We start from the raw sequence: 22,804 nt of genomic DNA on the forward strand, positions 1-22,804 counted from the left end.
GGTGCGATTTCGGCGCCGTATCAGGCAAGCTCGCTCACACGCGGCAGAACCGCCTCCAGCGCGTCCACGGCCTCGGCCAACCGTTCGTCGATCACTGGCAGGAGCGCCGTCCAATCCTCGTAATGCCGAAGTTCCTCCGCCCCATCCGAAATGCCGCGCAGCGCGATCACGGGAACGCCGAAGCGCGAGGCGGCGCGGAATACGGAATAGGTCTCCATATCAACCATATCCGCATCGATCGCTTCGTAGGCGTCGCCGGACACGACATTGCCGCCCGTGGAAAGCCGCGCGATCGGAAGGCCGGGAAGAAGGGTCGGCAGCGCGATCTCGGCGGGCGCGTCCAGAAACGGGGTGACGCCTTTCGCGAAGCCGAGAGCGCTGGCGTCCATGTCGCGCCATGACACGGAGGACGCCTGATACACCGCGCCCTGCGCCAGCGAGGCGGAGCCCGCCGAGCCGAGGCTGACGACGAGGTCGGGCAGCATCCGGCAGGTGGTCAGCGCGAGCGTCGTGGAAACGGCGGCCTCGACCGGACCGACGCCTGTCATCACCGGGCGGATGCGTTCCTTGAGCGCCGGCCCGTATTCCGGTGCCGCGGCCATCACGAAGAGGACGCGCCGCCCGCCGTAGAGCTGCCAAGGCTCGCCCGTCACCCGTTCAGCCTCCAGATCGCGAAATTCAGAAGCGTCGCATAGGCCACCCACATCGCGTAGGGCACGAAGCACCAGAAGGCGATGCGATCGCTTGAGGCGACCCGCGCTAGGAACGCGGCGATGGCAACGAACAAGCCGACAATGACGACGAGTGCCGGCAGGATCGCATGGGCGGAGAAGAACAGGGGCGACCACAGGAAGTTCAGCGCCATCTGGACGCCCCAGGCGACCATCGCGCGGCGATTGCCCACGCGGAACGCCCGCCAGCCGGCGATCGCGACGAGGACGTAGATCACCGTCCAGGCCGGCGCGAAGATCCAGTCCGGCGGGTTGAACCAGGGCTTTTGGAGGTGGCGATACCAGTCGTCCGGCGTATTGCCGGAGCCGATCAGGAAGCCGCCGCCGACCGAGATGACGAGAAAGACGAGAAGGCTCCCCCAGCGCGACATCACACCTTCTCCAGGAGCACGAAGAAGAAGCCGTCCGTGCCGGAGCGACGAGGTGTCAGAGTCAGGACGGAGCCCTCGCCCATGCGTTCTGCGTGATAGGCCGGCGGGGCGCTGGGCAGTCGCTCGGCCCAAACGCTCTCGGCGTCCAGAAGGCGCCAGCCGGGCGTTCGTTCGAGAAAGGCCTCGACCCGAGCCGCGTTTTCCTCGCGCAGAACCGAGCAGGTGATGTAGGCGAGCCGGCCGCCGCTCCTGGCGAAGCGCGAGGCAGCGTCCAGAACCTTGTCCTGCTCGCCCGTCCGCTTGGCGACCTGCGCTTCCGTCAGTCGCCACTTGGCATCCGGCCGCCGCCGCCACGTGCCGGCGCCCGTGCAGGGCGCATCGACGACGACGAGGTCCATCGTCCCATGAAGTGGCGAAAGGTCGTCGCGCGGCGCATGAACCGTGACGGACGTCGCGCCTGCCCTCGCCAGCCGATCCCAGATCGGGGCGAGGCGCTGCCTATCGGCGTCGAAGGCATGGATCTCGGCCTCGTTGCCGCTGGCGGCGGCCAGCGCCAGCGTCTTGCCGCCGGCCCCAGCACAATAGTCGAGGACACGCTCGCCTGTCTTCGCGCCGCTCAAGATGGCGGCGATCTGCGAGCCCTCGTCCTGGATCTCGAAGCCGCCCATCTGGAAGCCGCGCTCGACCTGGACGTTGGGGTGGCGCCCCTCCCCCGCGATCGGCGCGATGCGAAGGCCGACGGGCGAGATCGGCGTCGGCTCCGCCTGAAAGGGCGCGAGTTCGCCGAGCACCTCGTCGGGTGTTGCCTTAAGCGTGTTGACGCGCATGTCGAGCGGCGGGCGGGCGGACAAGGCGCGCGCCTCTTCGATCCAGTCCGCGCCGAGCGAGCGCTCGAGCGCATCAGCCAGCCAGTCGGGAACATCGGCGGCCACCGCCGGCGCCGCACCGTCCAGCGTCCCGTCGCTAAAGCGACGAAGGGGCTCGTCGTCCGGCAGGGTGGGCGCGAAGCGATCGCCGGCGAGCGCGGCGCGCAACTCGTCGATCGCCATGCCCGAACTGTCGAGACAGGCGCCGACGACAAGGAATCGCGTCTCGTCCGAACCCATGCGATAGGCCAGCGAACGGCGCTGACGCAAAACGTCGTAGACGAGGTTGCCGATCGCCGAGCGGTCGCCAGAGCCCGCAAAGCGATGCGACAGGCCCCAGTCCTTCAGCGAATCCGCCACCGGGCGACGCCGCGCGGCCATGTCGTCCAACACCTCGATCGCCGCCGCCAACCGTCCGCCAAGCCGCATGGAACTCGTTTCTCCGTTTAGGAGGCTTGGTAGTCCGCCGCACAGACGATCACAACCCGGCCGAAGCTGGGGAACCGGTTTCAGCGGCTCGCGTCGAACTCCACGTCGGCCACGGGCGCGTTCGGCAACTCGTGGTCAAGGCTGGAGCGGAAGGCGACGCAGCCGCGCATGAACTTCGGCCATGGCGGGACCGCGGCTTCGGGGCCGAGCGGCTCGGGAAGAAGCCCCCAAAGCTGCGGATGGAACCAGCAGAGGTCATGCCCCGAACTGTCTCGATGCTCGCGAATGCCGGCCCTCAACCGCCGCACCTCGGCGGCCAAGTCTTCACGGCTCATTGCGTGCAGATCGTCGTCCATATCCCCATCCCATCGCATGCGAAAAGGGCCGGAATTGCTCCCGGCCCTTTTCTATTCCAAACTCAGGTCCCAGCTTATTCGGCGGCGGCCGAGTGGCTGGTGGTCAGGCTGGCCTGCGCGTCGTCGCGGCCGAAGTTCGCCAGCGCGCGCCGAACACCCGCGCCGTAGTCGGCATGGACCTTATCGAAATGCGCCAGCTGCCGGTCCAGAATGAACTGCGGCACGCCCTGCATGGCGCCGGCGAGCGTCTGGAACAGGCGCTCCTTGTGCGCGTCGTCGAAGAGTTCGAACAAGGCGCGCGGCTGGCTGTAGTGGTCGGCTTCGCCGCGATAGTCGTAGCGGCCGACTTCGCCGCTGTAGCGGTGCGGCGGCTCGGCGACGCTCGGGTCCTCCACCGGGCCGTCGAACGAGTTCGGCTCGTAATAGGCGTCCGGGTTGGTGCGCAGGCCAAACGGCGTCGTGCCGTCGCGGTTGTAGTGATTCACCGGCGAGCGCGGCTTGTTGACGGGCAGCGACTCGTAGTGCGTGCCGATGCGGTAGCGGTGCGCGTCCGGGTAGGAGAACAGACGACCCTGCAGCATCTTGTCCGGCGAGAAGCCGATGCCCGGCACCACGTTGGACGGGTTGAAGGCGGACTGCTCGATCTCGGAGAAGTAGTTCTCCGGGTTCCGGTTGAGTTCGAAATGGCCGACCTTGATCAGCGGGTACATCCCGTGCGGCCAGACCTTGGTGAGGTCGAACGCGCTCCAGCCCGTCTTCCGCTCGAACTCGTCGGCTTCCAGCTCCGGCATGACCTGGATGAAGAAGTCCCACTTCGGGAACTGCCCGTCCTCGATCATTCCGTAGAGGGCTTCCTGATAGCTCTCACGCGAACGGGCGATGACCTTCTCGGCTTCCTCGTTGGTGAAGGTCTTGTGACCCTGCTGCGTCTTGAAGTGGAACTTCACCCAGAAGCGCTCGCCGGCGTCGTTCCAGAGCGAGAACGTGTGCGAACCGTAGCCGTTCATGCGGGACGGATCGACCGGGATGCCGCGATCCGACATCAGGATCGTCACCTGATGCAGCGACTCCGGGCAAAGCGACCAGAAGTCCCACATGGCGGTCGCCGAGCGCAGGTTGGTGCGCGGATGCCGCTTCTGCGTGTGGATGAAGTCCGGGAACTTGTAGGGGTCGGCGACGAAGAACACCGGCGTGTTGTTGCCGACGACGTCCCAGTTGCCCTCCTCGGTGTAGAACTTGAGGCTGAAGCCGCGCACGTCGCGCTCGGCGTCCGCCGCGCCCTGCTCGCCGGCCACGGTCGAGAAGCGGGCGAGAAGCTCGGTCTGCTTGCCCACCGTATCGAACACCTTGGCTCGGCTATAGCGCGTGATGTCCTCGGTCACGGTCAGCGTGCCGTAGGCGCCCCAGCCCTTGGCGTGGACGACGCGCTCGGGAACGCGCTCGCGGTTCTGATGGGCCAGCTTCTCGATCAGCTGGTAGTCTTCCAGAAGCACCGGGCCGTTGCGACCGACGGTCTTGGAATTCTGGTTCGAGGAAAGCGGCGCGCCGGCCGTCGTGGTCAGCCGTGGTCTGTCGGTCATGGATCACCTCCGATGCAAAGTTGAGAACCATTCCAACCCGATTCTTTCGATCGGTTCCAATCGTATTTGCAGCCGCTCTCGATCAGTTTATCCTATTGGCATGCTGACGATCCGGCAGATCCGCTATTTCGAGGCGCTGGCCGAGACGCTCCATTTCGGCAAGGCGGCCAAACGGCTCAACATTTCGCAGCCCGCCCTGTCGGCGCAGATCGCGCAGATGGAGGCTGACTTCGGCATGTCGCTGTTCGAGCGCCGGCCGAGCGGCGTATCGCTGACACCGGAAGGCGCGGCGGTCGGCCGCCGCGTCCGGCGTATCCTCGCCGAAATCCGGGATCTGGAAGCCCTCGCCAAGGCCAGTGACGAGCTTCTGGTCGGACAGCTGCGCCTCGGCATCATCGCCTCGCTCGCGCCCTATCTCCTGCCGGGTCTCCTGGCCGAGCTTGCACGCTCGTTCCCGCGCCTTGCCGTCGGCGTGCGCGAGAACGTGACGGCCTATCTCGGCGAGGAGTTGGTGCGCGGCGAGCTCGACTGCGTGGTGCAGGCCCTGCCCGTGGAGCGCAAGGGAATCGAGACGATCCCGCTTTGCGAAGACCCCTTCTTCCTGGCGGTGCCGGAAGCGGCAGCCGCGCGGATCGCCGCGCCCGTTTCGCCCGACCAGCTCGGCAACGAGCGGCTGATCCTCTTGGAGGAAGGGCACTGCCTGCGCGACCAAGCGCTCGACGTCTGCCGCATCGCCGAATCGCGCGACCTCGCCTCGCTCGGCGCGACCAGCCTCAATACGCTGATGCGCATGGTGGCGGGGGGCCTCGGGGTGACGCTCGCCCCGCAAAGCGCGCTCGAGGCCGAGCGCCGGGCCGGCGGCATTGCCTTCCTGCCCTTCGCCGAGCCGGTGCCGTCGAGGACGCTAGCCCTCGCCTTCCGCTCCTCATCCGGTCGCCGTTCGGACTTCGAACGGCTGGCCGAGATGATCCGCGCCTGCCTTGGGTCGCCTCAGGCGCCGAAGCCGGGGTAGTTCGGGCTTTCGCGGGTGATGGTGACGTCGTGCGCGTGGCTTTCGCGAAGGCCGGCGTTGGAGATGCGCACGAAGGTCGCACGCTCGCGGAAATCCTCCAGCGTCGCGGCGCCGGTATAGCCCATGGCGGCGCGCAGGCCACCGGTGAGCTGATGCAGGACCGCGCCGACGGCGCCCTTGTAGGCCACCTGCCCCTCGATGCCCTCGGGCACGAGTTTCAGCGTGTCGCGCACCTCGGCCTGGAAGTAGCGATCGGCCGAGCCGCGCGCCATGGCGCCGACGGAGCCCATGCCACGATAGGATTTGTATGACCGGCCGTTGTGCAGATACACCTCGCCGGGGCTTTCCTCGGTGCCGGCCAGAAGCGAGCCGACCATGACGGCGGAGGCACCGGCGGCGAGCGCCTTGGCGAGGTCGCCGGAGAACTTGATGCCGCCGTCGGCGATCACCGGCACGCCCGCCTTGTCGGCGACGTCGACGGCATCCATGACGGCGGACAGCTGCGGCACGCCGACTCCGGCCACGATGCGGGTCGTGCAGATCGAACCCGGCCCGATGCCGACCTTGATGCCGTCGGCGCCCGCGTCGATGAGGGCCTGCGCACCGCCGGGGGTCGCGATGTTCCCGGCGACGATCTGCACCTCGTTGGACAGCTTCTTGACGCGCGAAACGGCGTCCAGCACCCGCTGCGAGTGGCCGTGGGCGGTGTCCACCACGATGAGGTCGATGCCGGCGTCGATCAGCCGTTCGGCGCGCTCGAACCCGTCGTCGCCGACGCTGATGGCGGCGGCGGCCAGAAGGCGCCCCTGCGCGTCCTTGGCGGCGTTGGGGTTGAGCTGGGACTTCTCGATGTCCTTGACCGTGATGAGGCCGATGCAATGGCCCTCGCCGTCCACCACGAGAAGCTTCTCGATCCGGTGCTTGTGCAGGAGACGCTTGGCCTCATCCTGCTCGACGGTCTCGCGCACGGTAACGAGGTTCTCGCGCGTCATCAGCTCGAAGATCTTCTGCCGGTCGTCGGAGGCGAAGCGCACGTCGCGGTTGGTCAGGATGCCGACGAGGCGGCCCTTGGTCTGCCCGCCCCGCCCGGCGTTCTCGACCACCGGGATGCCGGAGATACGGTGCGCGCTCATCAGCGCGCGCGCGTCGCCGAGCGTCGCGTCCGGGCCGATGGTGACGGGATTCACCACCATGCCCGATTCGAACTTCTTGACCTGCCGCACCTCCTCGGCCTGCTCGGCCGGCGTCAGGTTGCGGTGGATGACGCCGATGCCGCCGGCCTGGGCCATGGCGATGGCGAGGCGCGACTCGGTCACCGTATCCATCGCGGCCGAGAGAATCGGGATGTTAAGGTTCAGGGTCCGGGTGATGCGCGTGCGCACGTCCACCTGACCCGGCATGACCTCCGAATGGCCCGGCTGCAGCAGCACGTCGTCGAAGGTGAGCGCGAGGGCGCCGGTGGCGGTCTCGATGATGCGGGCCATGGCCAGTCCTCGAAAATGAAAGCGGGCGCCCTTGGGGGGCGCCGGCGTTTGAAGGATTGGCACGGGCTCGTAGCATGGAGCCCCGGCAAAGGAAAGCTGGCGGAAAGGGCTCTCAGCCCGCCGCCAGATGCTGGTAGGTTTCCGGCACGAAGCGGAAGGCGTCGCCGTCCTTCTGCACGTATCCGAGGCCCGGAAACGGCAGATGGTAACCGAGGAAAGGGATGTTGCCTTCAGCCAGGAGCGTGGCGAAGCGGCGCCGCGTTTCGGCGGCCGCCGTCTTGTCCTGGTCGAAGCGGACCTGCCAGTCAGGCCGCTGCAGAGAAACGACGAAATGGCTGAACGTGTCGGCCATCAGGAACAGACGCTGCCCGGCCGACGTCACCTCGAAGGCGAACATGCCGGGCGTGTGCCCGAAGGCGGCGCGCGCCACCATGCCGGGCACCACCTCGTCGCCATCGCCCAGAAGCGTGGTGCGGTTCGCCAAGGGTACCACCATCGCCTCGACCATCTTGGCGTTCTCGGCGCGCGGCCCGTTCTTCGCCTCGTCCGAGGTCCAGAAGTCCATCTCCGCCTTGCCGACGGCATAGCGCGCATTGGCGAAGACCGGCGCGCCGCTTTCCATCAGGCCGCCGATATGGTCGCCGTGAAGATGCGTCAGAACCACCAGCGTGACGTCGCTCGGGTTGATACCCGCCGATCCGAGGCGCTGGTTGAGGAGCCCCAGCCCGTTGGCGCGTCCCCCGGCCCCCATGCCGGTATCCACCAAGATCGTCTGGTCGCCCATCCGCAGGACCACCGGCTGGAAGAAGTTGGCGAAGCGTGCCGGCGGAAGCGCGTTCGCCGCCATCAGGGCGCCGACCTCGTCTTGGCTTTTGTCCTCGCCGAAGGTCGGGAAAGGCCCCTCGCCCGGGCGCACCCCGTCGAGAATCACCGTGATCTCCGCGTCGCCATGTTTGAAGCGGCGCCAGCCGGGTGCCAGGGGATAGGTGTCGCTGGAGGCTTGCATCGTTTGTCCTTGTGCAACGGCGGCGCCCGGCGCCATCATCGTTCCGGCGACGCCACCGGCGGCGATGAGAAGCGCATCGCGGCGGTTCAGATTGAGACCTTCCGGCATTTCGGCCATCCCCGTTCGTTCCTGATCGATCGACTGGTGGGGATGATGTGCCACGCCGGACGAGAAGCAAGGGCACGGGTCGCGACGATCGAGGTCGCGACCACGCCTCCAAGGTCACTGGCGCCGATGCTAAGGGGCGCTTATATCGGCATCACTTTCCCGTGCCGAAAGCCGTTCCCTTGAAGCGCATCGTCCCGCTCGTCCTCGCCATCGCCCTGTTCATGGAGAACATCGACTCCACGGTGATCGCGACCTCGCTGGCGACGATCGCCAGGGATATCGGCACCAGCCCCATCGCTCTCAAGCTGGCGCTGACGAGCTACTATGTCGCGCTCGCCGTGTTCATCCCGATCTCAGGGCGCATGGCCGATCGCTTCGGCGCCAAGCCGATTTTTCAGACCGCGATCGGCGTGTTCCTCGTCGGCTCGCTGGCCTGCGGCTTCGCCCAGACGCTGGAGGGCTTCGTCGTCGCGCGCTTCGTGCAAGGCATGGGTGGCGCCATGATGACGCCGGTGGGCCGGCTTCTCCTGGTTCGGGCCGTGCCGCGCTCCGATCTCGTGTCGGCGATGGCCTGGTTCACCATGCCGGCCCTTGTCGGCCCGCTGATCGGCCCGCCGCTCGGGGGCGCGATCTCGACCTTTGCCGACTGGCGCTGGATCTTCTTCATCAACATCCCGATCGGAATCATCGGCATGGCGATGGCGCAACGCTTCCTGCCGCGCGTCGAGCCGGTGCGCGACGTCGTGTTCGACTGGACGGGCTTCGCGCTTTCGGGCCTCGCCTGCGCGGGCGTCGTGTTCGGCCTTTCCGTCGTGTCCCTGCCTGCCCTGCCGCCGGCGGTGGGCGTCGCCACCACGCTGGTCGGCGCCGTCTTCGCGGTTCTCTACATCAGGCATTCGCGCCGCACCGAGCATCCCGTCGTCCGGCTGGAGCTCCTGCGCATCGCGACGCTGCGCGCGTCCGTCGTCGGCGGGGCCCTGTTCCGGATCGGCGCGGGTGCCGTTCCGTTCCTGTTTCCGCTGATGCTGCAGCTCGGCTTCGGCTATTCGGCCTTCCAGTCGGGCCTCGTCAGCGCGGTGTCGATCGGCGGCGCCATGACGACCAAGGCGCTGATCCGTCCGATCCTTCGCACCTTCGGGTTCCGCTCGGCGCTTCTCTTCGCCTCGCTCGTCGGCGGGGTTCTGATCGCCGCCATCGCCTTCTATCGGCCGGACAGCCCGGTGGCGCTTCTCGTGGCGTTGCTTCTGATCGGCGGCTTCTTCCGCTCGATGTTCTTCACGGGCGTGAACACGCTGGCCTTCGCCGATGTGCCGCAGCGCTATTCCAGCGACGCGACCTCGATGCTGGCGGCCTTCCAGCAGATCGCGATCGCGAGCGGGGTCGCGACGGCGGGCGGCATCCTGGAAGCGGGCATCGTCCTCAACGGAACGGGCCACGCGACCCTTTCGGACTTCTCGGCCGCCTTCCTCGTCGTCGGCTTGGTCACCATGCTGGCCGCGCTGCCGATCCTCCGTCTGCCGAGGGAGGCCGGCGCGGAACTCGCGGGCCGGCGCGTTCCGGCGGAATAGCGCGGTGGGGACCTAGCCGAGCGGCCCGGCCTCCTCGTCGTCCTCTTCAGCGCCGTCAGGGCCGGCCTTGGCGGCGCCGCGAAAACCCTTCGCCAAGAGGTAGAGCTCCACCGAGCCCTCGCGCGATGCGGGCGGCTTCACATGGTGGACCGAGCGGAAGTTGCGCTTCAGCATCGCCAGTAGCTCGCCCTCCGTTCCGCCCTGAAAGGTCTTGGTCAGGAAGTGGCCGCCGGGCTTCAGTGTGCGGATGGCGAAGTCGGCCGCCACCTCGCACAGGTGCATGGTGCGCAGATGGTCCGTCCGGCGATGCCCCGTGGTGGGCGCAGCCATGTCCGATAGGACGATGTCGGGATCGCCGCCGAGCGCCTCGATCAGCCGCGCGGGCGCGCTCTCGTCCAGGAAGTCGAGCTCTAGGATGGTCGCGCCGGGAATGGGATCGACGGGCAGGTAGTCGATCCCGACCACATGCGCCTCGGCCGCCGAAGCGCTCGTCCGCTCGACCGCCACCTGGCACCAGCCGCCCGGCGCCGCGCCCAGATCCACGATCCGCATGCCCTTGCGCAGAAGCTTGTAGCGATCGTCGATCTCGATCAGCTTGTAGGCCGCGCGCGAGCGGTAGCCGTCGATCTTGGAGCGGCGTACATAGGGGTCGTTCAGCTGGCGCTGAAGCCACTGGCGCGACGATTCCTTTAGCTTGCTCTTCTTCTTGACGCGGACGGTCAGCCCGCGATCGTCACCCCGTCCCGAACTCGCCGTCACGCCGTCTGCCTTGCATTCGCGGGCGCGGGACGGCGCCAAACGCCGTCCGCTACCATCATTTCCGTCAAAAGCCCTTCGCGAAGGCCGCGATCGGCGACCCGCAGCGTCTTGGCCGGCCACACCCGGCGGATCGCCTCCAGAATGGCACACCCTGCGAGCACGAGATCGGCCCGCTCCGAGCCGATGCAGGGGTTGGCCACGCGCTCCTCGAAGCTCCATCCCGCGATGCGCGACACCAGACGATCGACCTCCGAGTCCGTCAGCCACAGGCCGTCCACCTGCCGGCGGTCGTAGCGCTCGAGTTCGAGTTGGACGCCGGCCAGCGTCGTCACAGTGCCGGACGTACCCAGAAGGTGAAACCCGTCCTGGCCGACGAGATCGCGCAGCTTGTCCGCCCCCGCGAACCCGGCGATCATCCCCTCGACCTCGCGGATCATCCGCTCGAACACGTCGGCCGAAACATCCCGCCCGCCATGCCGCTCGGCCAGCGACACGACGCCCACGGGAAGCGAGGTCCAAGCGACGATGTGGTTGGACAGGCGCCGGCTCGCTCCGCGCCGAAGGTCGAGAAGCGCGATCTCCGTGGACCCACCGCCGATGTCGAAGAGCACCGCTCCCTTGGCCGAACGGTCCACCAGCGAACCGCAGCCCGAAACGGCGAGCCGCGCCTCGGTTTCGCGCGTGACGATCTCCAGCGACAGGCCCGTTTCGCGCTGGACGCGCTCGATGAACTCCGCGCCGTTGGCCGCCGAGCGACAGGCCTCGGTGGCGATCAGCCGCGCGCCGCGAATTTCACGGGCGGACAGCTTCTGACTGCAAATCTCCAGCGCGGCCACCGCGCGGTCCATCGCGGTCGCCGCCAAGCTGCCGGTGCGCCCGAGCCCCTCACCGAGGCGCACGATGCGCGAAAACGCGTCGATCACCCGAAACTGGCCGGGGCGCGTCGGCACGGCCACCAGAAGCCGGCAATTGTTGGTGCCGAGATCGAGCGCGGCATAAGCCGGCTGACGCCCGAACTCGGTGCTGCCGAGCCCGGCTGCGCGCCCCGAAATCGGCACCGCGATCGAAACGCGCGCGGGCGCCGGGGAGAAGGGTGCCTTCACCGGGGCCGCACGCCCGCGCCCACGCCGTCGCCGCCGCCCCTTGCCGGCTGGCGCGGCGGCCTCCTCCGGTGCGTCGCGGCCACGTAACGCACGCTCCGCTTCCACGACCTTGGCACACAAAGCGGGCGGAAGGTCGTGCAGCGAAGCGTTCGTCGTCGAAGGAGCGCTGGCGGACTTGCGCCGGCGTCGGCGCTGACGTTTGGAAAGCTTGCGATCGCCGGGTTCGGACGCCCCGTCGCCGCCCTCCACGATGCGTTCGGTCTGAGCGGCCTCGCTCGCCTGCGGCCGCTCCATGGATGGGGAAACGGAGGCCACCCGCGGGCCGAGCATTCCGACGATATCGCTGTCTACCTGCCTCGCGGCCGACCGACCCTGCGGTTCATGGATCACTATTCTTCTCCGGAGCAGCCGCGAGGGCGCTCGACGATTTGCTGGTTCTCGACGTTGGCCGGAGTGTAGCCGACGCGCCACAATGCACAAGGGTTGACGAAGCCCCATCCCCCGATTGCGCCATGGGGACATGTTTTCGCCCCATTGGCGAAGAGTCGCCCTCGTCATGAATTGAACGGTTGACGGCCGCCGGCAAATCTCTTATTTGCGGCCTCAACGAACGCGACCGGTTCCGCCGGTTCGTTCGGTTCTCCTTTCGAGGCGGACATTCCTGCTGGGGAATAGTTTAAGGGTAGAACAGCGGACTCTGACTCCGCTAGTCTTGGTTCGAATCCAGGTTCCCCAGCCACTTCTTCCACAAAGTCCCGCGTACACAAATTGCTTTGCCGCAGTCGCCTTTGGCTCTGATCGGTCGTGGCGGAACAACTCGCCAAGCGCTCTCAAGGTATCTACACCATCGCCTTGAGGTCGATGCCGATCCATCGGCATCGACCTGGCGAAGAGGCGAAAGGCCGAGCGCGGGATCGCACGGGAGGTGTTCCGAGATGAAGGATTTTGCGCAAGCGCGGGCCGAGGCCGTCCGTCTGTTCAAGGCGGGTGTTGCGGCCGCCGATCCGACCGAATCGGTGGTGCGCTCGCTGCGCGACGCGCCGCTGCCGCCGGGCGGCCGCCTGTCGCTCATTGCCGTCGGCAAGGCGGCTCCCGCCATGGCGAAGGCCGCGCTTTCCGTGGTCGAGGCGGATGAAACGCTCGTGGTGACGATCGACGGATTGGATGCCGCGATACCCGGGGCCGAGGTCATGGCTGCCAGCCACCCGGTGCCCGACGAACGGGGCGAGCGCGCGGCGCGCGAGGCCCTGCGGCGCGCGAGCGCGCTCGGGCCGCGGGATCATCTTCTGGCGCTCGTTTCGGGCGGAGCGTCGGCGCTCCTGCCCGCCCCCCTCGAAGGCCTGACGCTCGCCGACAAGATCGCGGTCAACCGCCTGCTGCTTTCGTCGGGCGCGGACATCAGGGAAACCAATCTCGTCCGGCAATCGCTGTCGCGCCTCAAGGGCGGCGGCCTCGCGCGGGCCGCCCATCCCGCCCGGGTCGTTTCGCTCGTTCTGTCGGACGTCGTCGGCGACGATCTCAGTGTCGTCGCCAGCGGCCCGACCGCGCCGCCGCTCGGCACGCCCGCCGAAGCTGCTGCCCTGCTCCGCCGCCTCCATCTGTGGGACAGGCTCCCGGACGCCGTTCGAACCCATCTCCTGCGCAGCGATCGGCCGGCGAGCGCCCCGCCCGTGGCGGACAACCGGCTGATCGGGTCGAATACCCTGTCGCTGATGGCCATGGCGGAGGCGAGCGGGGCGGCGCGGATCGTCGCCGAGCCGCTCATCGGCGATGTGGCGGACGCTGCCGATACGGTTCTGCGGCATATGCCCGAGCCCGGCGGCGTGGTTCTCCTGGGCGGGGAGACTACGGTGCATGTCGTCGGCGGGGGCCTTGGCGGGCGCAATCAGGAACTCGCGCTGCGCGTCGCCGCGCTGGCCAAGGAACGCGGGCTCGCGGGCGACTGGGTGTTCCTTTCGGCCGGCACCGATGGCCGCGACGGACCGACCGACGCGGCGGGCGGCCTCGTCGATCCCGGCACCATCGCGCGCCTGCGCGCCGCCGGCGTGGACCCCTCCGACGCTCTTGCGCGCAACGACAGCTACCACGCGCTTCAGGCTTCCCGCGATCTCATCCGCATGGCGCCGACGGGAACGAACGTGGCCGACCTCCAGGTGCTGATCCGTCTTTGATTAGAGGCAACCGCTTCGTACGGCTTCGTGCCGAGCGTCCACCCGCTATCCATCGTACGCTCGATATTTTGCCGGTTCATCAAACAATATGCCGTCAGAGCGGAACCGGCATTCCACGCAGGCGATCCCGACCTGGTCCTTAACCTCTGACCTCTATGCGTTTGCGCTGGAGGAACGATGAACGTCCTGCTGAACTGCCTTGGTGTTCTGAACGATCCAAGGCTTCTGACCCTTGCGGCCGCGGTCTGCCTCGTCGGCGTCTACGGCTCCTTCTCCGTGGCGCGCCACGCGGGGCGTCGCGACGTCAGGGGACGGCGCCGCTGGGCGGTCTTGTCCCTGGTGACGGCGGGATGCACGGCTTGGGCGACGCATATGGTGGCCCTTCTGGCCTTCCGTCCGGGAATGCAGTCGGGGTTCGAGCCGTTCACCACGGCGCTGTCGCTTATTCTCGCCATTGCCGGCATCGGCGCCGGCCTGATGCTGACGCTCGGGCGCCGCGAACGCTGGCGGCGGTTCGCGGGCGGGATCGTGATCGGGCTCGGCGTCACCGTGCTCCACTATGTCGGACAGTCCGCCTATGTCGTCAGGGGCCATGTTGCCTGGGACATGACGATCGTATCGTCCACGATCCTGGCGAGCCTTCCCCTGTTCGGACTGGCGACCCTCGCCTCGGTGGAACGCCAGCGCGCGGTCAGCGCTGCCGGCGCCCCCCTTCTCGTTCTGGCGATCGGCGTGCTCCACATCGGGGGCATGGTGGCGATGACGCTGGAGTTCGATCCCCGTGTGCGGCTTCCCGCTTCGACGATCTCTCCCGACATCCTGGCGCCCGTCGTCGCCCTGGTCTCGTTCGGCCTTGCGGCGACCGCGATCCTCGGCCTGCGCCTGACGCTCGTGGCCAAGGCCAAACTGAGATACGAGAGGCAGCGTCTGGGCGAACTCGCCAATCTCGGCCTGGAAGGGCTGGCGATCTGCGAAGGAAACCGGATCATCACGGCCAACGACAGTCTGGCACGCCTGACGGGAATGTCCCGCGAAGCGCTGGCGGGGCGCGATCTGGCGCCTTTGCTCCCGGACATCGATCTTCGCGCCCTGCCCGAGCGCGAGGAGGTGGACGCCCGGCTCGCGACCGTATCGGGGGCGTTGCTGCCCGTTCGTGTCCTACGCAGCGACGTCAACCTCGCCGGTAGCCGGCAGACGGTGGTGGCGTTTCGCGATCAGAGCGAGCGTCTTCTGGCCGAGGAGCGCATCCGCACGCTCGCCTATTCCGACGCCCTGACGGGGCTGGCGAACCGGACGCGGTTCCAGGACGGCCTTTCGGCATGCGTCGGCGAGCATAGCGAGATCGGCACCCCCTTCTCGCTGCTTCTGATGGACCTCGACGGCTTCAAGGACGTGAACGATGCCGTCGGGCACGTGGGAGGGGACGAAGTCCTTCGCGCGGTGGCCCGGCGCGTCCGCGCTGTCGTCGGCGAAACACACCTTGTCGCGCGGCTCGGCGGTGACGAGTTCGCCGTTCTCCTGCGCGACACCGCCGATCCCCTGAGGGCGGCCGACGTCGGTCGCCGGCTCATCGCAGCCGTCGAGGACCCGATCGAGGTCGGTGATCAGATCGCCCACGTGTCGGCCAGCGTCGGATTGATGCCGTCCCAGTCGGACAGCATTTCCGCCGCCGACCTGATGCTGGCGGCCGACCTTGCGCTCTACGACGCGAAGGCCAATGGGCGAGCCCGTGTCCGCTTGTTCACGCCCGAACTTCGGACGTCCCTCAAGGAACGCCTCGGCGTCGCCGACGATCTGCGCGATGCATGGGACAGTCGGAACTTCGAACTCTACTACCAGCCGCAGGTGAACCTCGCCGACGATCGGATCGTGGGCGCAGAAGCCCTGATCCGGTGGAACCACCCCTATCTCGGCGTCCTGTCGCCGGCCGCCTTTCTGTCCATCCTGGAGTCCGGCCATCTCGCCGCCCCGGTCGGCGACTGGATCCTGCAGACGGCCTGCCGGGACGCGATGGCGATAAGGCGCTCGATCTGCCCTGATTTTCGCATCGGTGTGAACCTCTTCGCCGCGCAGTTGCGCATGCCCGACTTCGTGGAGCGCGTCGAGGAGGCGTTGCGCGTCACCGGTCTTCCAGCCGACGCCCTCGAACTCGAGATCACGGAGAACATCGTTCTTCGCAACGAGCGAACGATCGCCAACCATCTGTCGCGCGTTCGCGCGATGAACGTCGGCATTGCCTTCGACGATTTCGGAACCGGCTTCGCCTCGCTGACGATGCTGAAGCAACTGGATATCACGCGGCTGAAGATCGACCGCTCCTTCGTTCGCGACATCGAGACGGACGAGAAGGATCAGGGCATCGTGGATGCCGTGGTTCGCATGGCGCAGGGGTGCAGGCTCGAGGTCATCGCCGAAGGGATCGAGACGAGAGCGCAGGCCGACTACCTGAAGGACCGCGTCGTGGAAGGCCAGGGCTACCTGTTCGGCAAGCCGATGTGCCTTCGGGACTTCGAGCTCGCGCTGGAACAACAGGGGCGTGGCGAGGCCGCCGCGCCGGAAGCACGAGCCGTCGCCTGAGGGATCGGCGCGGCTTGTCGGCCGCGCTTCGAATTGGCTTCGTCCGTCGGCGAAGAGACGCGCGGGAGGCGGAACGGCCCGTCCCTATTCGGCGGCCAGCAGGACGTTCGCCTTCGGCCCTTGCCGGTCCGCGTCGCGCAGGAGGGGCCGGAGACGATCCGCCAGGATGCGCACAAAGGGTTCGAGCACCATCCCGTCGTGATCGCCCGGCACTTCGCGGATCGTCAGGTCGGCGACGAAGGGCGACCAGCCGTTGTCGTCCAACGCCGCGTTGCGGCCCGCCTGCAGGCGGCGTCCGCCGCGCAGGCGATATAGAACCTCAAGCCTCGGGCGAAGGAGCGCGACGCGCCCCTCGTAGGGCTGAACGGTGTAGCGCGGCAGCGCGGCGCGGAACGCCGTCTCGATCCGGGCACTGCGCAGCGAGGCTTCGCCCGCTTCCCCGTCGCGGGCTTGTCTCGTCGTGCGCAAATGCTCGCGCCAGTTGGCGCGGTCCTCGCGCCAGCGGCGCATGAAGCTGCGCCCGTCGCGGCGCAGGTCCTGCAGCTTCATGTGGAGCCGGTCGGCCAAGTCGAGCGACATCGCGCCGGGAAGCGGCGTATCGAGCATCACGACGAGTGCGACCTCCTCACCCGCCGCACGCAGCCGGCGCGCCATTTCGTAGGCGGTGATGCCGCCGCCCGAAAACCCGCCGAGGAGATAGGGCCCATGCGGCTGCACCGCGCGGATCTCCGCCAGGCACGTTTCGGCCATCTCCTCGAAGGTTTCCTGCGGGCTATCTCCTTCCAGAAGACCGCGGGCCTGGAGCCCGTAGACCGGACGCTCGGTCGCCAGATGAAGGGCGAGTTCGCGCAAATTGAGGACGTTGCCGAACATGCCCGCGCACAGGAACAACGGCGTGCCGTTCGCACCCGCCTGGGCGCCCATGGCGACGAGATGCGTCGGCCGCCGCGCGGGATCGGGGCCCTCGCCGGCGCGCGCCTTGCCCCCATCGTCATCCGCGACTGGCACCTCGCCGATCAGCGCGGCGCAACCGGCGATCGTCGGCGCCTCGTAGAGAACCGAGATCGGCAGATCCACGCCGAAGCGTTTGCGGATCATGCGGAACAGGCGCACCGCGATCAACGAATGGCCGCCGATATCGAAGAAGTTGTCGTCGACGCCGATCCGCTCGATCCCCAGGAGCTCGCTCCAGAAGCCGGCGATCGTGGTTTCCAGCTCCGTGCGCGGGGGCACGAAGGCACTGTCGAGATCGGGCCGCTCGAAGCGCATGCCGTCGGTATCGCCACTCGATCCCATGCCCATAGCGCCGCCCGCCGCCTGGCGCTGGAGCGTCGGCAGGTCGAGGGAGGATAGGATCGGCTGCGCCTCGCCGCTCGCCAGCGCCCGGCGTAGGAGTTCGAAGCCCTCGGCGGGCAGAATGCCTTGCCGAACCTGTGCTTCCAGGCGCTGCGTTTCGGGGCTGGAAGGGCGCACTGAGACCGCGCGCACGGGCTCAGGCCGGCGCGCGGCGAAGGCGACATCGCTGTCCAGCCGGCGCATGACGAAGCGCTCGATGCGGGCGAGGACACGGCCGTCGGGATCGCAAAGAACGACCGAAAAGCTGGCGAACCCGTCGCCGAGACGATCGGGAGACAGGGTCACGATGCTGGTGACCGATGAACCGAGCGGCGCATGAATCGCGACACGGCCATAGGACATCGGAGCCCAAAGCACGTCGCCGGGCGCGAAGCTCGGCTCCAGCCCCATGGCGAAACCGGTCGCGATGTCGAGAAGCGCCGGATGCATCTGCGCCGCGTCGCCGACGAAGCGCTCGTCCAGCGCCAGATCGGCGATCGCCTGGCCCTGCCCCATCGCGACGGACCGCAGGACCTGCCAGCGCGGACCGAACCCGATGCGCCCGTCCTGCACGGAGCGCAGCGCCTCGCCCTCGTCTGCACGCTCCGTCGCGCCGCAGGCGAGCCGGATGGCGTCCAGCGACAGTCGCTCCGGCGCGGCGGTCTGTCTGACGGGCACGAACCGGGCCTGCGCGAAGGTCTCGAACACGTCGGAGCGTTTCGCCTGGATCAGGGCGCGGTAGCCCTTCCCGTCCGGCTGGAGACCGGCGCGCAGGGTAACGATTTCGTCGTCGCCGACGAGAAGCGGCTGGAGAAAGGTCAGGTCCTCGATCGCCAGCGCGCGGCTGAAGCCGCATTCGGCCATCAGCTGCGCCAGGATCTCCACATAACCGGTGCCCGGCATCACGGCTTGGCCTGACACCATACGGTGTTCGTTCAGGACCCAGTCGGTGCGGGGCGAGAGCACCGTTTCCGCCCAGGAGGCGCCACTCTCGTCCTCGACCCAGGATCGGAAGAACGGCCCCTTGGCCGGCACCGGATCGGCGGACGCGGCCGGGTCGGCGCGCCCTGCCGGCATCGCGCGGGCGGCCAGGCCGATCTCGTTCCAGACGCCCCAGTGCAGGGCGAGCGTGCGCCGTCCGGGCCGGCCGCGTGCGGCGTCCGCATAGGCGTTGAGATAGGCGTTGGCCGCCACGTAGTCGGCTTGGCCGACCGGCGCGGTGTCGGTGCTGGTGGAGGAGAAAAGGACGAAGAGGTCGAGCGGGGCACCCCCGAAGATGCGATCGAGCACCCTCGTCCCGTCGACCTTCGGCGAAAGGACGGCTTCGAATGCCTCGTCGCCCTTGGTCGCAGCCAAGCCGTCGTCGACGAGACCGGCCGCATGGAACACACCGTCGATCCGGCCGAACTTACGGCGTGCATCGGCGACGATCTCGTTCATCGCGTCGAAATCGGCGACGTCGGCTTGGGCGATGTGCAGTTCGTACCCCTCCGCCTCCAGCGCTTCGATGCGCTCGATCGCGCGCCGAACCCGGTCGCTTCGTGCGCGAACCCGCCGCTCCGCCGCCCAGTCTTCGCGCGGCGGCAGGGGGGAGCGGCCGACGAGGACGAGGCGGGCCCCGTAGCGCTCGCACAGCGATCGGGCGAGCGAGAGGCCGAGATCGCCTAGGCCGCCGGTGACGAGGTAGACGCCGCCCTGCCGGATCGGCAGATCGGCCTCGCGATCGACGGGCGGAAGCGCCAGCGGCTCGACGATGCGCGTCCAGCGATGGGCGCCGCGATAGGCGACGATCTCGCTCGCGGGGTCGGCGTCCAGTTCCTCGATCAGCTGGCGATAGATCGCGGCGTTCGGCTCGGCCGCGGAAGCGTGGCGCGCGCGAATTTCCATCAGCACGGGGTCGATGTCGAGAACGCGGATCGAAAGGCCGGGCATCTCCTTCGGCAGCACCTGCGCCGGGCCGAGCACCAGCGCCTTTTCCGGCTGCAGGCCGGCTTCCTCGCCGATGCGCTGCAACCTGTTGGCGACGACCTGGATCGACCACGAGGCAGGAACCGCGTCGCCGGCGGCCTGCGTCAGATGGAGGAGGCTGAAGAAGCCCTCCTGCCGCACGCGCCGCGGATCGTCCTCGCCGCCGGACGTGACGAGCCAGAGGTGGAGAACCGTTTCGGGAATGCCGCCGCTCGACTTCAACGCCGAAACCAGCGCCTCGTAGCCGGCGCGCCCGTCCGCCGGGCGGAGCGAGTAACGATCCGGCGCATGCCGCGCGAACAGGTCGCCGACCCCCACGGTCACGACGCGGCGGCCCGACGCCCGCAGGGCGGAAACGAGCGGCGCGACGAACCCCTGTCGATCCAGAAACACGAGCACGGCGCCGCGCTCCGAAGCGTCGCTTTTCCCGAGCGTCAGACCGGGCGCGGAGCGGCGCCAGCCGGGACGCCAGCCCCAGCCCGCCATGTCGGGCAAGCGGCGCAGCGGGGCATCCTCCTCGGTCGCGGCGCTGGGTTTCACCCGCTCGATGAAGTAGCGCTGGCGCGCGAACGGATAGGTCGGAAGCGACACGCGCCGGCCGCCGGCCGCGCCCGGCAGGGCCGCGACGGGAACCGCGAGGTCCGCCAGGAAGGCACGGCCGAGCGCGCCTAGGAGATGCTGCGCATCATCCGCCGGATCGTCGCCGCGCGGCAGGCTGTTGATCACCTGCGCAGCGGCCACGCCCGGTTGAAGCTTGGCGAGCGAGGACAGGACGCGGCCGGGGCCGACCTCGATTAAGATCCGCCCGCGCCGCTTGGCCAGAAGCGCCATACCCTTGCCGAACTCGACGGTGGAGCGCAGATGGCGCACCCAGTAGAGCGGGTCGGTCGCATCCTCCACGGACAGCCAGCCGCCCGTCAGGTTGGACACGATGGGGATCGCGGGGCGCGACAGGCGCAAGGTACGCAGAAAGGCCTCGAAGCGGGGCAGAAGCGCATCCAGCATGCGCGAATGGGCCGCGATGTCGATCGGCACCCGGCGCGCTTCCTGCCCCCGCGCCTCCAGCGTTTGAGCGAAGCGCTCCAGATCCTCGTTGCGCCCCGAAACGACGCAAAGCTCGGGCGCGTTCTGCGAGGCGAGGTCCAGCGCGTCCGGCAGGATCTCGAGCAGCGCCTCACGGCTCATGGCGACCGATAGCATGCCGCCGGCTTCGGCCGTCTCGAAGAGTTCGCCGCGCAGGCGCACGAGACGAACGGCGTCACTGAGGGTCAGGACGCCGGACACGCAGGCCGCCGCGTTCTCGCCCATGGAATGACCCATGAGAACGGCCGGCCGCACACCACGCGCCATCCACCAGCGCGCCACCGCGACCTCGACGATCAGGATCGCGGGCAGTTGCAGCGACGGTCGCAGGAACGCCGTCTCGCCGGCCGCCCGGTCGTCGCACTCGGCCATCCAGACGCTTCGGATCTCGGCGGCGACCTGCGGCTCCAGCGCGGCGAGACCTTCCTCGACGGTGGCGCGAAAGCCCGCATCCGACGCGATCAGCGAGCGCGCCATGCCCACATGCTGCGCCCCGCCGCCGGGAAACAGGAAGGCCGGCTCACCCGCCTCCGCCACCGCCTCCTGATCGAAGGCGAGGCGCGGCGCCTCCCCGCGCAGCGAGGCGATCGCATGGGCCCGGCTTCCCGCCACCACGACACGCCGCTGCTCGAAGCGCTTGCGGCCGGTCAGGAGCGTGTGCGCGGTGTCGGCGAGTGTCAGTTCGGGGCGCTCGGACAGGGCGTCGGCCAACCGGCGTTCCGCCTCGTCGAGCCCGGTTCTGGTGCGCGCGGACAGAACCAGAAGCGCCGGGCCTTCGGGCGCAGCGTAGGCCGGAGCCTTCGCCGCGCTCGGCGGCGCTTCCACGATCGCATGCGCGTTGGTGCCGCCGACGCCGAGCGAATTGACGCCGGCCCGGCGCGGGCCCCGGCCCGCCGGCCAGGAGATCAGCGCATCGGCGACGCGGAACGGGCCGGTCTCGAAGGGGATCGCCGGGTTGGCCCGCTCGAAGCCGAGCGTCGGGGGAATGACGCCGTGCCGGACGCAGAGCGCGGCCTTGATCAGGCCGACGACGCCGGCGGCCGTGTCGAGATGGCCGATATTGCTCTTCACCGATCCGATCCGGCAGAAGCCGGTGGCATCCGTGGATTGGCGGAACGCCTGCGTCAGCGCCTCCACCTCGATCGGATCGCCGAGATAGGTGCCGGTGCCGTGGCATTCCACGTAGCCGATCGTGTCGGCGGCGATGCCGGCAAGCCCCAGCGCCTCGATCACCGCCTCGGACTGGCCGCCGACGCCGGGCGCCAGATACCCCGCCTTGTTCGAGCCGTCGTTGTTGACCGCCGTCGCCTTGATGACGGCGTGGACCGGGTCGCCGTCGGCGAGCGCGTCCGAAAGACGGCGCAGCACCACGACGCCGGTTCCCGACCCGAACACGGTGCCGCCGGCGCGATGGTCGAACGGGCGGCAGCGCCCGTCCGGTGACAGGATCTCGCCCTCCTGGTGGAGATAGCCGTGCCGATGCGGCAGCTCGATCGTCACGCCGCCGGCGAGCGCCGTCTCGCATTCGCCAGCCAGCAGGCTCTGGCACGCCATGTGGACGGCGACGAGCGAGGTCGAGCAGGCGGTCTGGACGTTGACGCTGGGGCCGCGCAGATCGAACAGGAACGAAGCGCGGGTGGTCAGGAAGTCCTTGTCGTTGCCGGTATGGCGCAAGAGGAACAGGCCGACCTCGTCCAACAGCTTCCGGTTGCCGCAGACATTGGCGTAGAAGTAGCTGCCCATGCCGCAGCCGCCGAAGACGCCGACCGGGCCGGACGTGGCGTCCGGCATGCGGCCCGCATCCTCCATCGCCTCCCAGGCGCACTGGAGGAACTGGCGATGCTGCGGGTCCATGATCGCCGCTTCCTTCGGGCTCATTCCGAAGAACTCGGCGTCGAAAATCTCCATGTCGGGAAGCTCGGCCGCGCGCGCGACATAGCGCGGGTCGTCCACGCGGTCGCCGGCGTCGGCGGCCGCGTTGCGCTCCTCCGCCGTCAGATCCCGGATCGACTCCACACCGCCCACAAGGTTCGCCCAGAACTCGCCGACGTTGCGCGCGCCCGGAACCCGCATCGCCATGCCCACGATCGCGATGTCGCTGCCCGACGCCTCGTCGCTCGATCCGCTCATGCCGCTTGTCCTCGCCCACGCGATCGACCGCCGGGATCGCCCTCCTCGTTTCAACTCATCGTTGCCGGGGAGAGGACACGCCGGACGGATCGCGATCCATGTCTTCCTTTGCCGGATAGAATGCCCAGAATGTCTAAAGGCAAAGCATCAAATGTTCGGCGTATTGG

14 protein-coding genes and 1 tRNA gene are annotated in these 22,804 nt (G+C 68.5%); 5 read left to right on the plus strand and 10 right to left on the minus strand.

From position 1 onward, the window contains the following. Window positions 1-20 precede the first annotated feature (20 nt). From H7A85_RS10405 to H7A85_RS10425, 5 genes are all read right to left on the minus strand, one after another. A complete protein-coding gene (locus tag H7A85_RS10405; protein ID WP_280514915.1) occupies window positions 21-653 on the minus strand; it encodes a 5'-methylthioadenosine/S-adenosylhomocysteine nucleosidase in 633 nt (210 codons plus the stop codon). Then, window positions 650-1,102 (minus strand): TspO/MBR family protein, encoded by a 453-nt coding sequence (locus H7A85_RS10410; RefSeq protein WP_182085878.1) that lies wholly within the window; start codon window positions 1,100-1,102, stop codon window positions 650-652. Before H7A85_RS10410 ends, H7A85_RS10405 begins: the two co-directional genes overlap by 4 nt. Then, entirely contained in the window at window positions 1,102-2,397 is a 1,296-nt protein-coding gene (locus H7A85_RS10415) for an RsmB/NOP family class I SAM-dependent RNA methyltransferase (protein ID WP_182085879.1), read from the minus strand. Before H7A85_RS10415 ends, H7A85_RS10410 begins: the two co-directional genes overlap by 1 nt. Window positions 2,398-2,477: 80 nt before the next feature. After that, window positions 2,478-2,753: a hypothetical protein gene (locus H7A85_RS10420; protein WP_182085880.1), complete on the minus strand. Its 276-nt coding sequence runs from the start codon at window positions 2,751-2,753 to the stop codon at window positions 2,478-2,480. 74 nt (window positions 2,754-2,827) lie between these two features. Then, window positions 2,828-4,333 carry a catalase gene (locus H7A85_RS10425; RefSeq protein WP_182085881.1) on the minus strand — a complete coding sequence of 502 codons (1,506 nt, stop codon included), beginning with the start codon at window positions 4,331-4,333 and terminating at the stop codon, window positions 2,828-2,830. A 100-nt stretch (window positions 4,334-4,433) separates the two neighbouring features. On the opposite strand from H7A85_RS10425, the gene H7A85_RS10430 reads away from it, so the two are divergent. Then, window positions 4,434-5,345, plus strand: a complete 912-nt coding sequence (locus H7A85_RS10430; RefSeq protein WP_182085882.1) for a hydrogen peroxide-inducible genes activator — start codon at window positions 4,434-4,436, stop codon at window positions 5,343-5,345. Here H7A85_RS10430 and guaB read toward each other — a convergent pair. Next, a complete protein-coding gene (gene guaB / locus H7A85_RS10435; RefSeq protein ID WP_182085883.1) occupies window positions 5,324-6,829 on the minus strand; it encodes an IMP dehydrogenase in 1,506 nt (501 codons plus the stop codon). The genes H7A85_RS10430 and guaB overlap by 22 nt on opposite strands. 112 nt (window positions 6,830-6,941) lie before the next feature. Further along, entirely contained in the window at window positions 6,942-7,952 is a 1,011-nt protein-coding gene (locus H7A85_RS10440) for an MBL fold metallo-hydrolase (protein WP_182085884.1), read from the minus strand. 170 nt (window positions 7,953-8,122) lie between these two features. Between H7A85_RS10440 and H7A85_RS10445 the strand changes: the two genes are divergently transcribed. After that, window positions 8,123-9,511, plus strand: coding sequence for an MFS transporter (locus H7A85_RS10445; protein WP_182085885.1), 1,389 nt, complete (start codon window positions 8,123-8,125; stop codon window positions 9,509-9,511). A 12-nt stretch (window positions 9,512-9,523) separates the two neighbouring features. Here H7A85_RS10445 and H7A85_RS10450 read toward each other — a convergent pair whose 3' ends face one another. Next, window positions 9,524-10,270 (minus strand): RlmE family RNA methyltransferase, encoded by a 747-nt coding sequence (locus H7A85_RS10450; RefSeq protein WP_182085886.1) that lies wholly within the window; start codon window positions 10,268-10,270, stop codon window positions 9,524-9,526. Next, window positions 10,267-11,703, minus strand: coding sequence for a Ppx/GppA phosphatase family protein (locus H7A85_RS10455; RefSeq protein WP_244631106.1), 1,437 nt, complete (start codon window positions 11,701-11,703; stop codon window positions 10,267-10,269). The genes H7A85_RS10450 and H7A85_RS10455 overlap by 4 nt, the downstream gene beginning before the upstream one ends. Before the next feature lie 335 nt (window positions 11,704-12,038). Between H7A85_RS10455 and H7A85_RS10460 the strand changes: the two genes are divergently transcribed. The 3 genes from H7A85_RS10460 (at window position 12,039) to H7A85_RS10470 (ending at window position 16,121) form a co-directional block, all read left to right on the plus strand. Next, window positions 12,039-12,112 (plus strand) — tRNA-Gln (locus tag H7A85_RS10460). Between the two features lie 196 nt (window positions 12,113-12,308). After that, window positions 12,309-13,544 carry a DUF4147 domain-containing protein gene (locus H7A85_RS10465; protein WP_182085887.1) on the plus strand — a complete coding sequence of 412 codons (1,236 nt, stop codon included), beginning with the start codon at window positions 12,309-12,311 and terminating at the stop codon, window positions 13,542-13,544. A gap of 177 nt (window positions 13,545-13,721) precedes the next feature. Then, window positions 13,722-16,121, plus strand: coding sequence for an EAL domain-containing protein (locus H7A85_RS10470; RefSeq protein ID WP_182085888.1), 2,400 nt, complete (start codon window positions 13,722-13,724; stop codon window positions 16,119-16,121). An 84-nt stretch (window positions 16,122-16,205) separates the two neighbouring features. On the opposite strand, the gene H7A85_RS10475 is transcribed toward H7A85_RS10470, so the two are convergent. Beyond that, window positions 16,206-22,637, minus strand: a complete 6,432-nt coding sequence (locus H7A85_RS10475) for a type I polyketide synthase (RefSeq protein ID WP_182085889.1) — start codon at window positions 22,635-22,637, stop codon at window positions 16,206-16,208. Window positions 22,638-22,804: the final 167 nt, after the last annotated feature.

The organism is Aureimonas sp. ME7 (assembly GCF_903970965.1).
Classification (GTDB): Bacteria; Pseudomonadota; Alphaproteobacteria; order Rhizobiales; family Rhizobiaceae; genus Aureimonas.

Coding starts and splice junctions, on each gene's coding strand:
- H7A85_RS10475 (WP_182085889.1), bottom strand. CDS start 22,637: ATGAGCGGATCGAGCGACGAGGCGTCGGGCAGCGACATCGCGATCGTG.
- H7A85_RS10415 (WP_182085879.1), bottom strand. CDS start 2,397: ATGCGGCTTGGCGGACGGTTGGCGGCGGCGATCGAGGTGTTGGACGAC.
- H7A85_RS10430 (WP_182085882.1), top strand. CDS start 4,434: ATGCTGACGATCCGGCAGATCCGCTATTTCGAGGCGCTGGCCGAGACG.
- H7A85_RS10470 (WP_182085888.1), top strand. CDS start 13,722: ATGAACGTCCTGCTGAACTGCCTTGGTGTTCTGAACGATCCAAGGCTT.
- H7A85_RS10455 (WP_244631106.1), bottom strand. CDS start 11,703: ATGCTCGGCCCGCGGGTGGCCTCCGTTTCCCCATCCATGGAGCGGCCG.
- H7A85_RS10410 (WP_182085878.1), bottom strand. CDS start 1,102: ATGTCGCGCTGGGGGAGCCTTCTCGTCTTTCTCGTCATCTCGGTCGGC.
- guaB (WP_182085883.1), bottom strand. CDS start 6,829: ATGGCCCGCATCATCGAGACCGCCACCGGCGCCCTCGCGCTCACCTTC.
- H7A85_RS10465 (WP_182085887.1), top strand. CDS start 12,309: ATGAAGGATTTTGCGCAAGCGCGGGCCGAGGCCGTCCGTCTGTTCAAG.
- H7A85_RS10440 (WP_182085884.1), bottom strand. CDS start 7,952: ATGGCCGAAATGCCGGAAGGTCTCAATCTGAACCGCCGCGATGCGCTT.
- H7A85_RS10425 (WP_182085881.1), bottom strand. CDS start 4,333: ATGACCGACAGACCACGGCTGACCACGACGGCCGGCGCGCCGCTTTCC.
- H7A85_RS10420 (WP_182085880.1), bottom strand. CDS start 2,753: ATGGACGACGATCTGCACGCAATGAGCCGTGAAGACTTGGCCGCCGAG.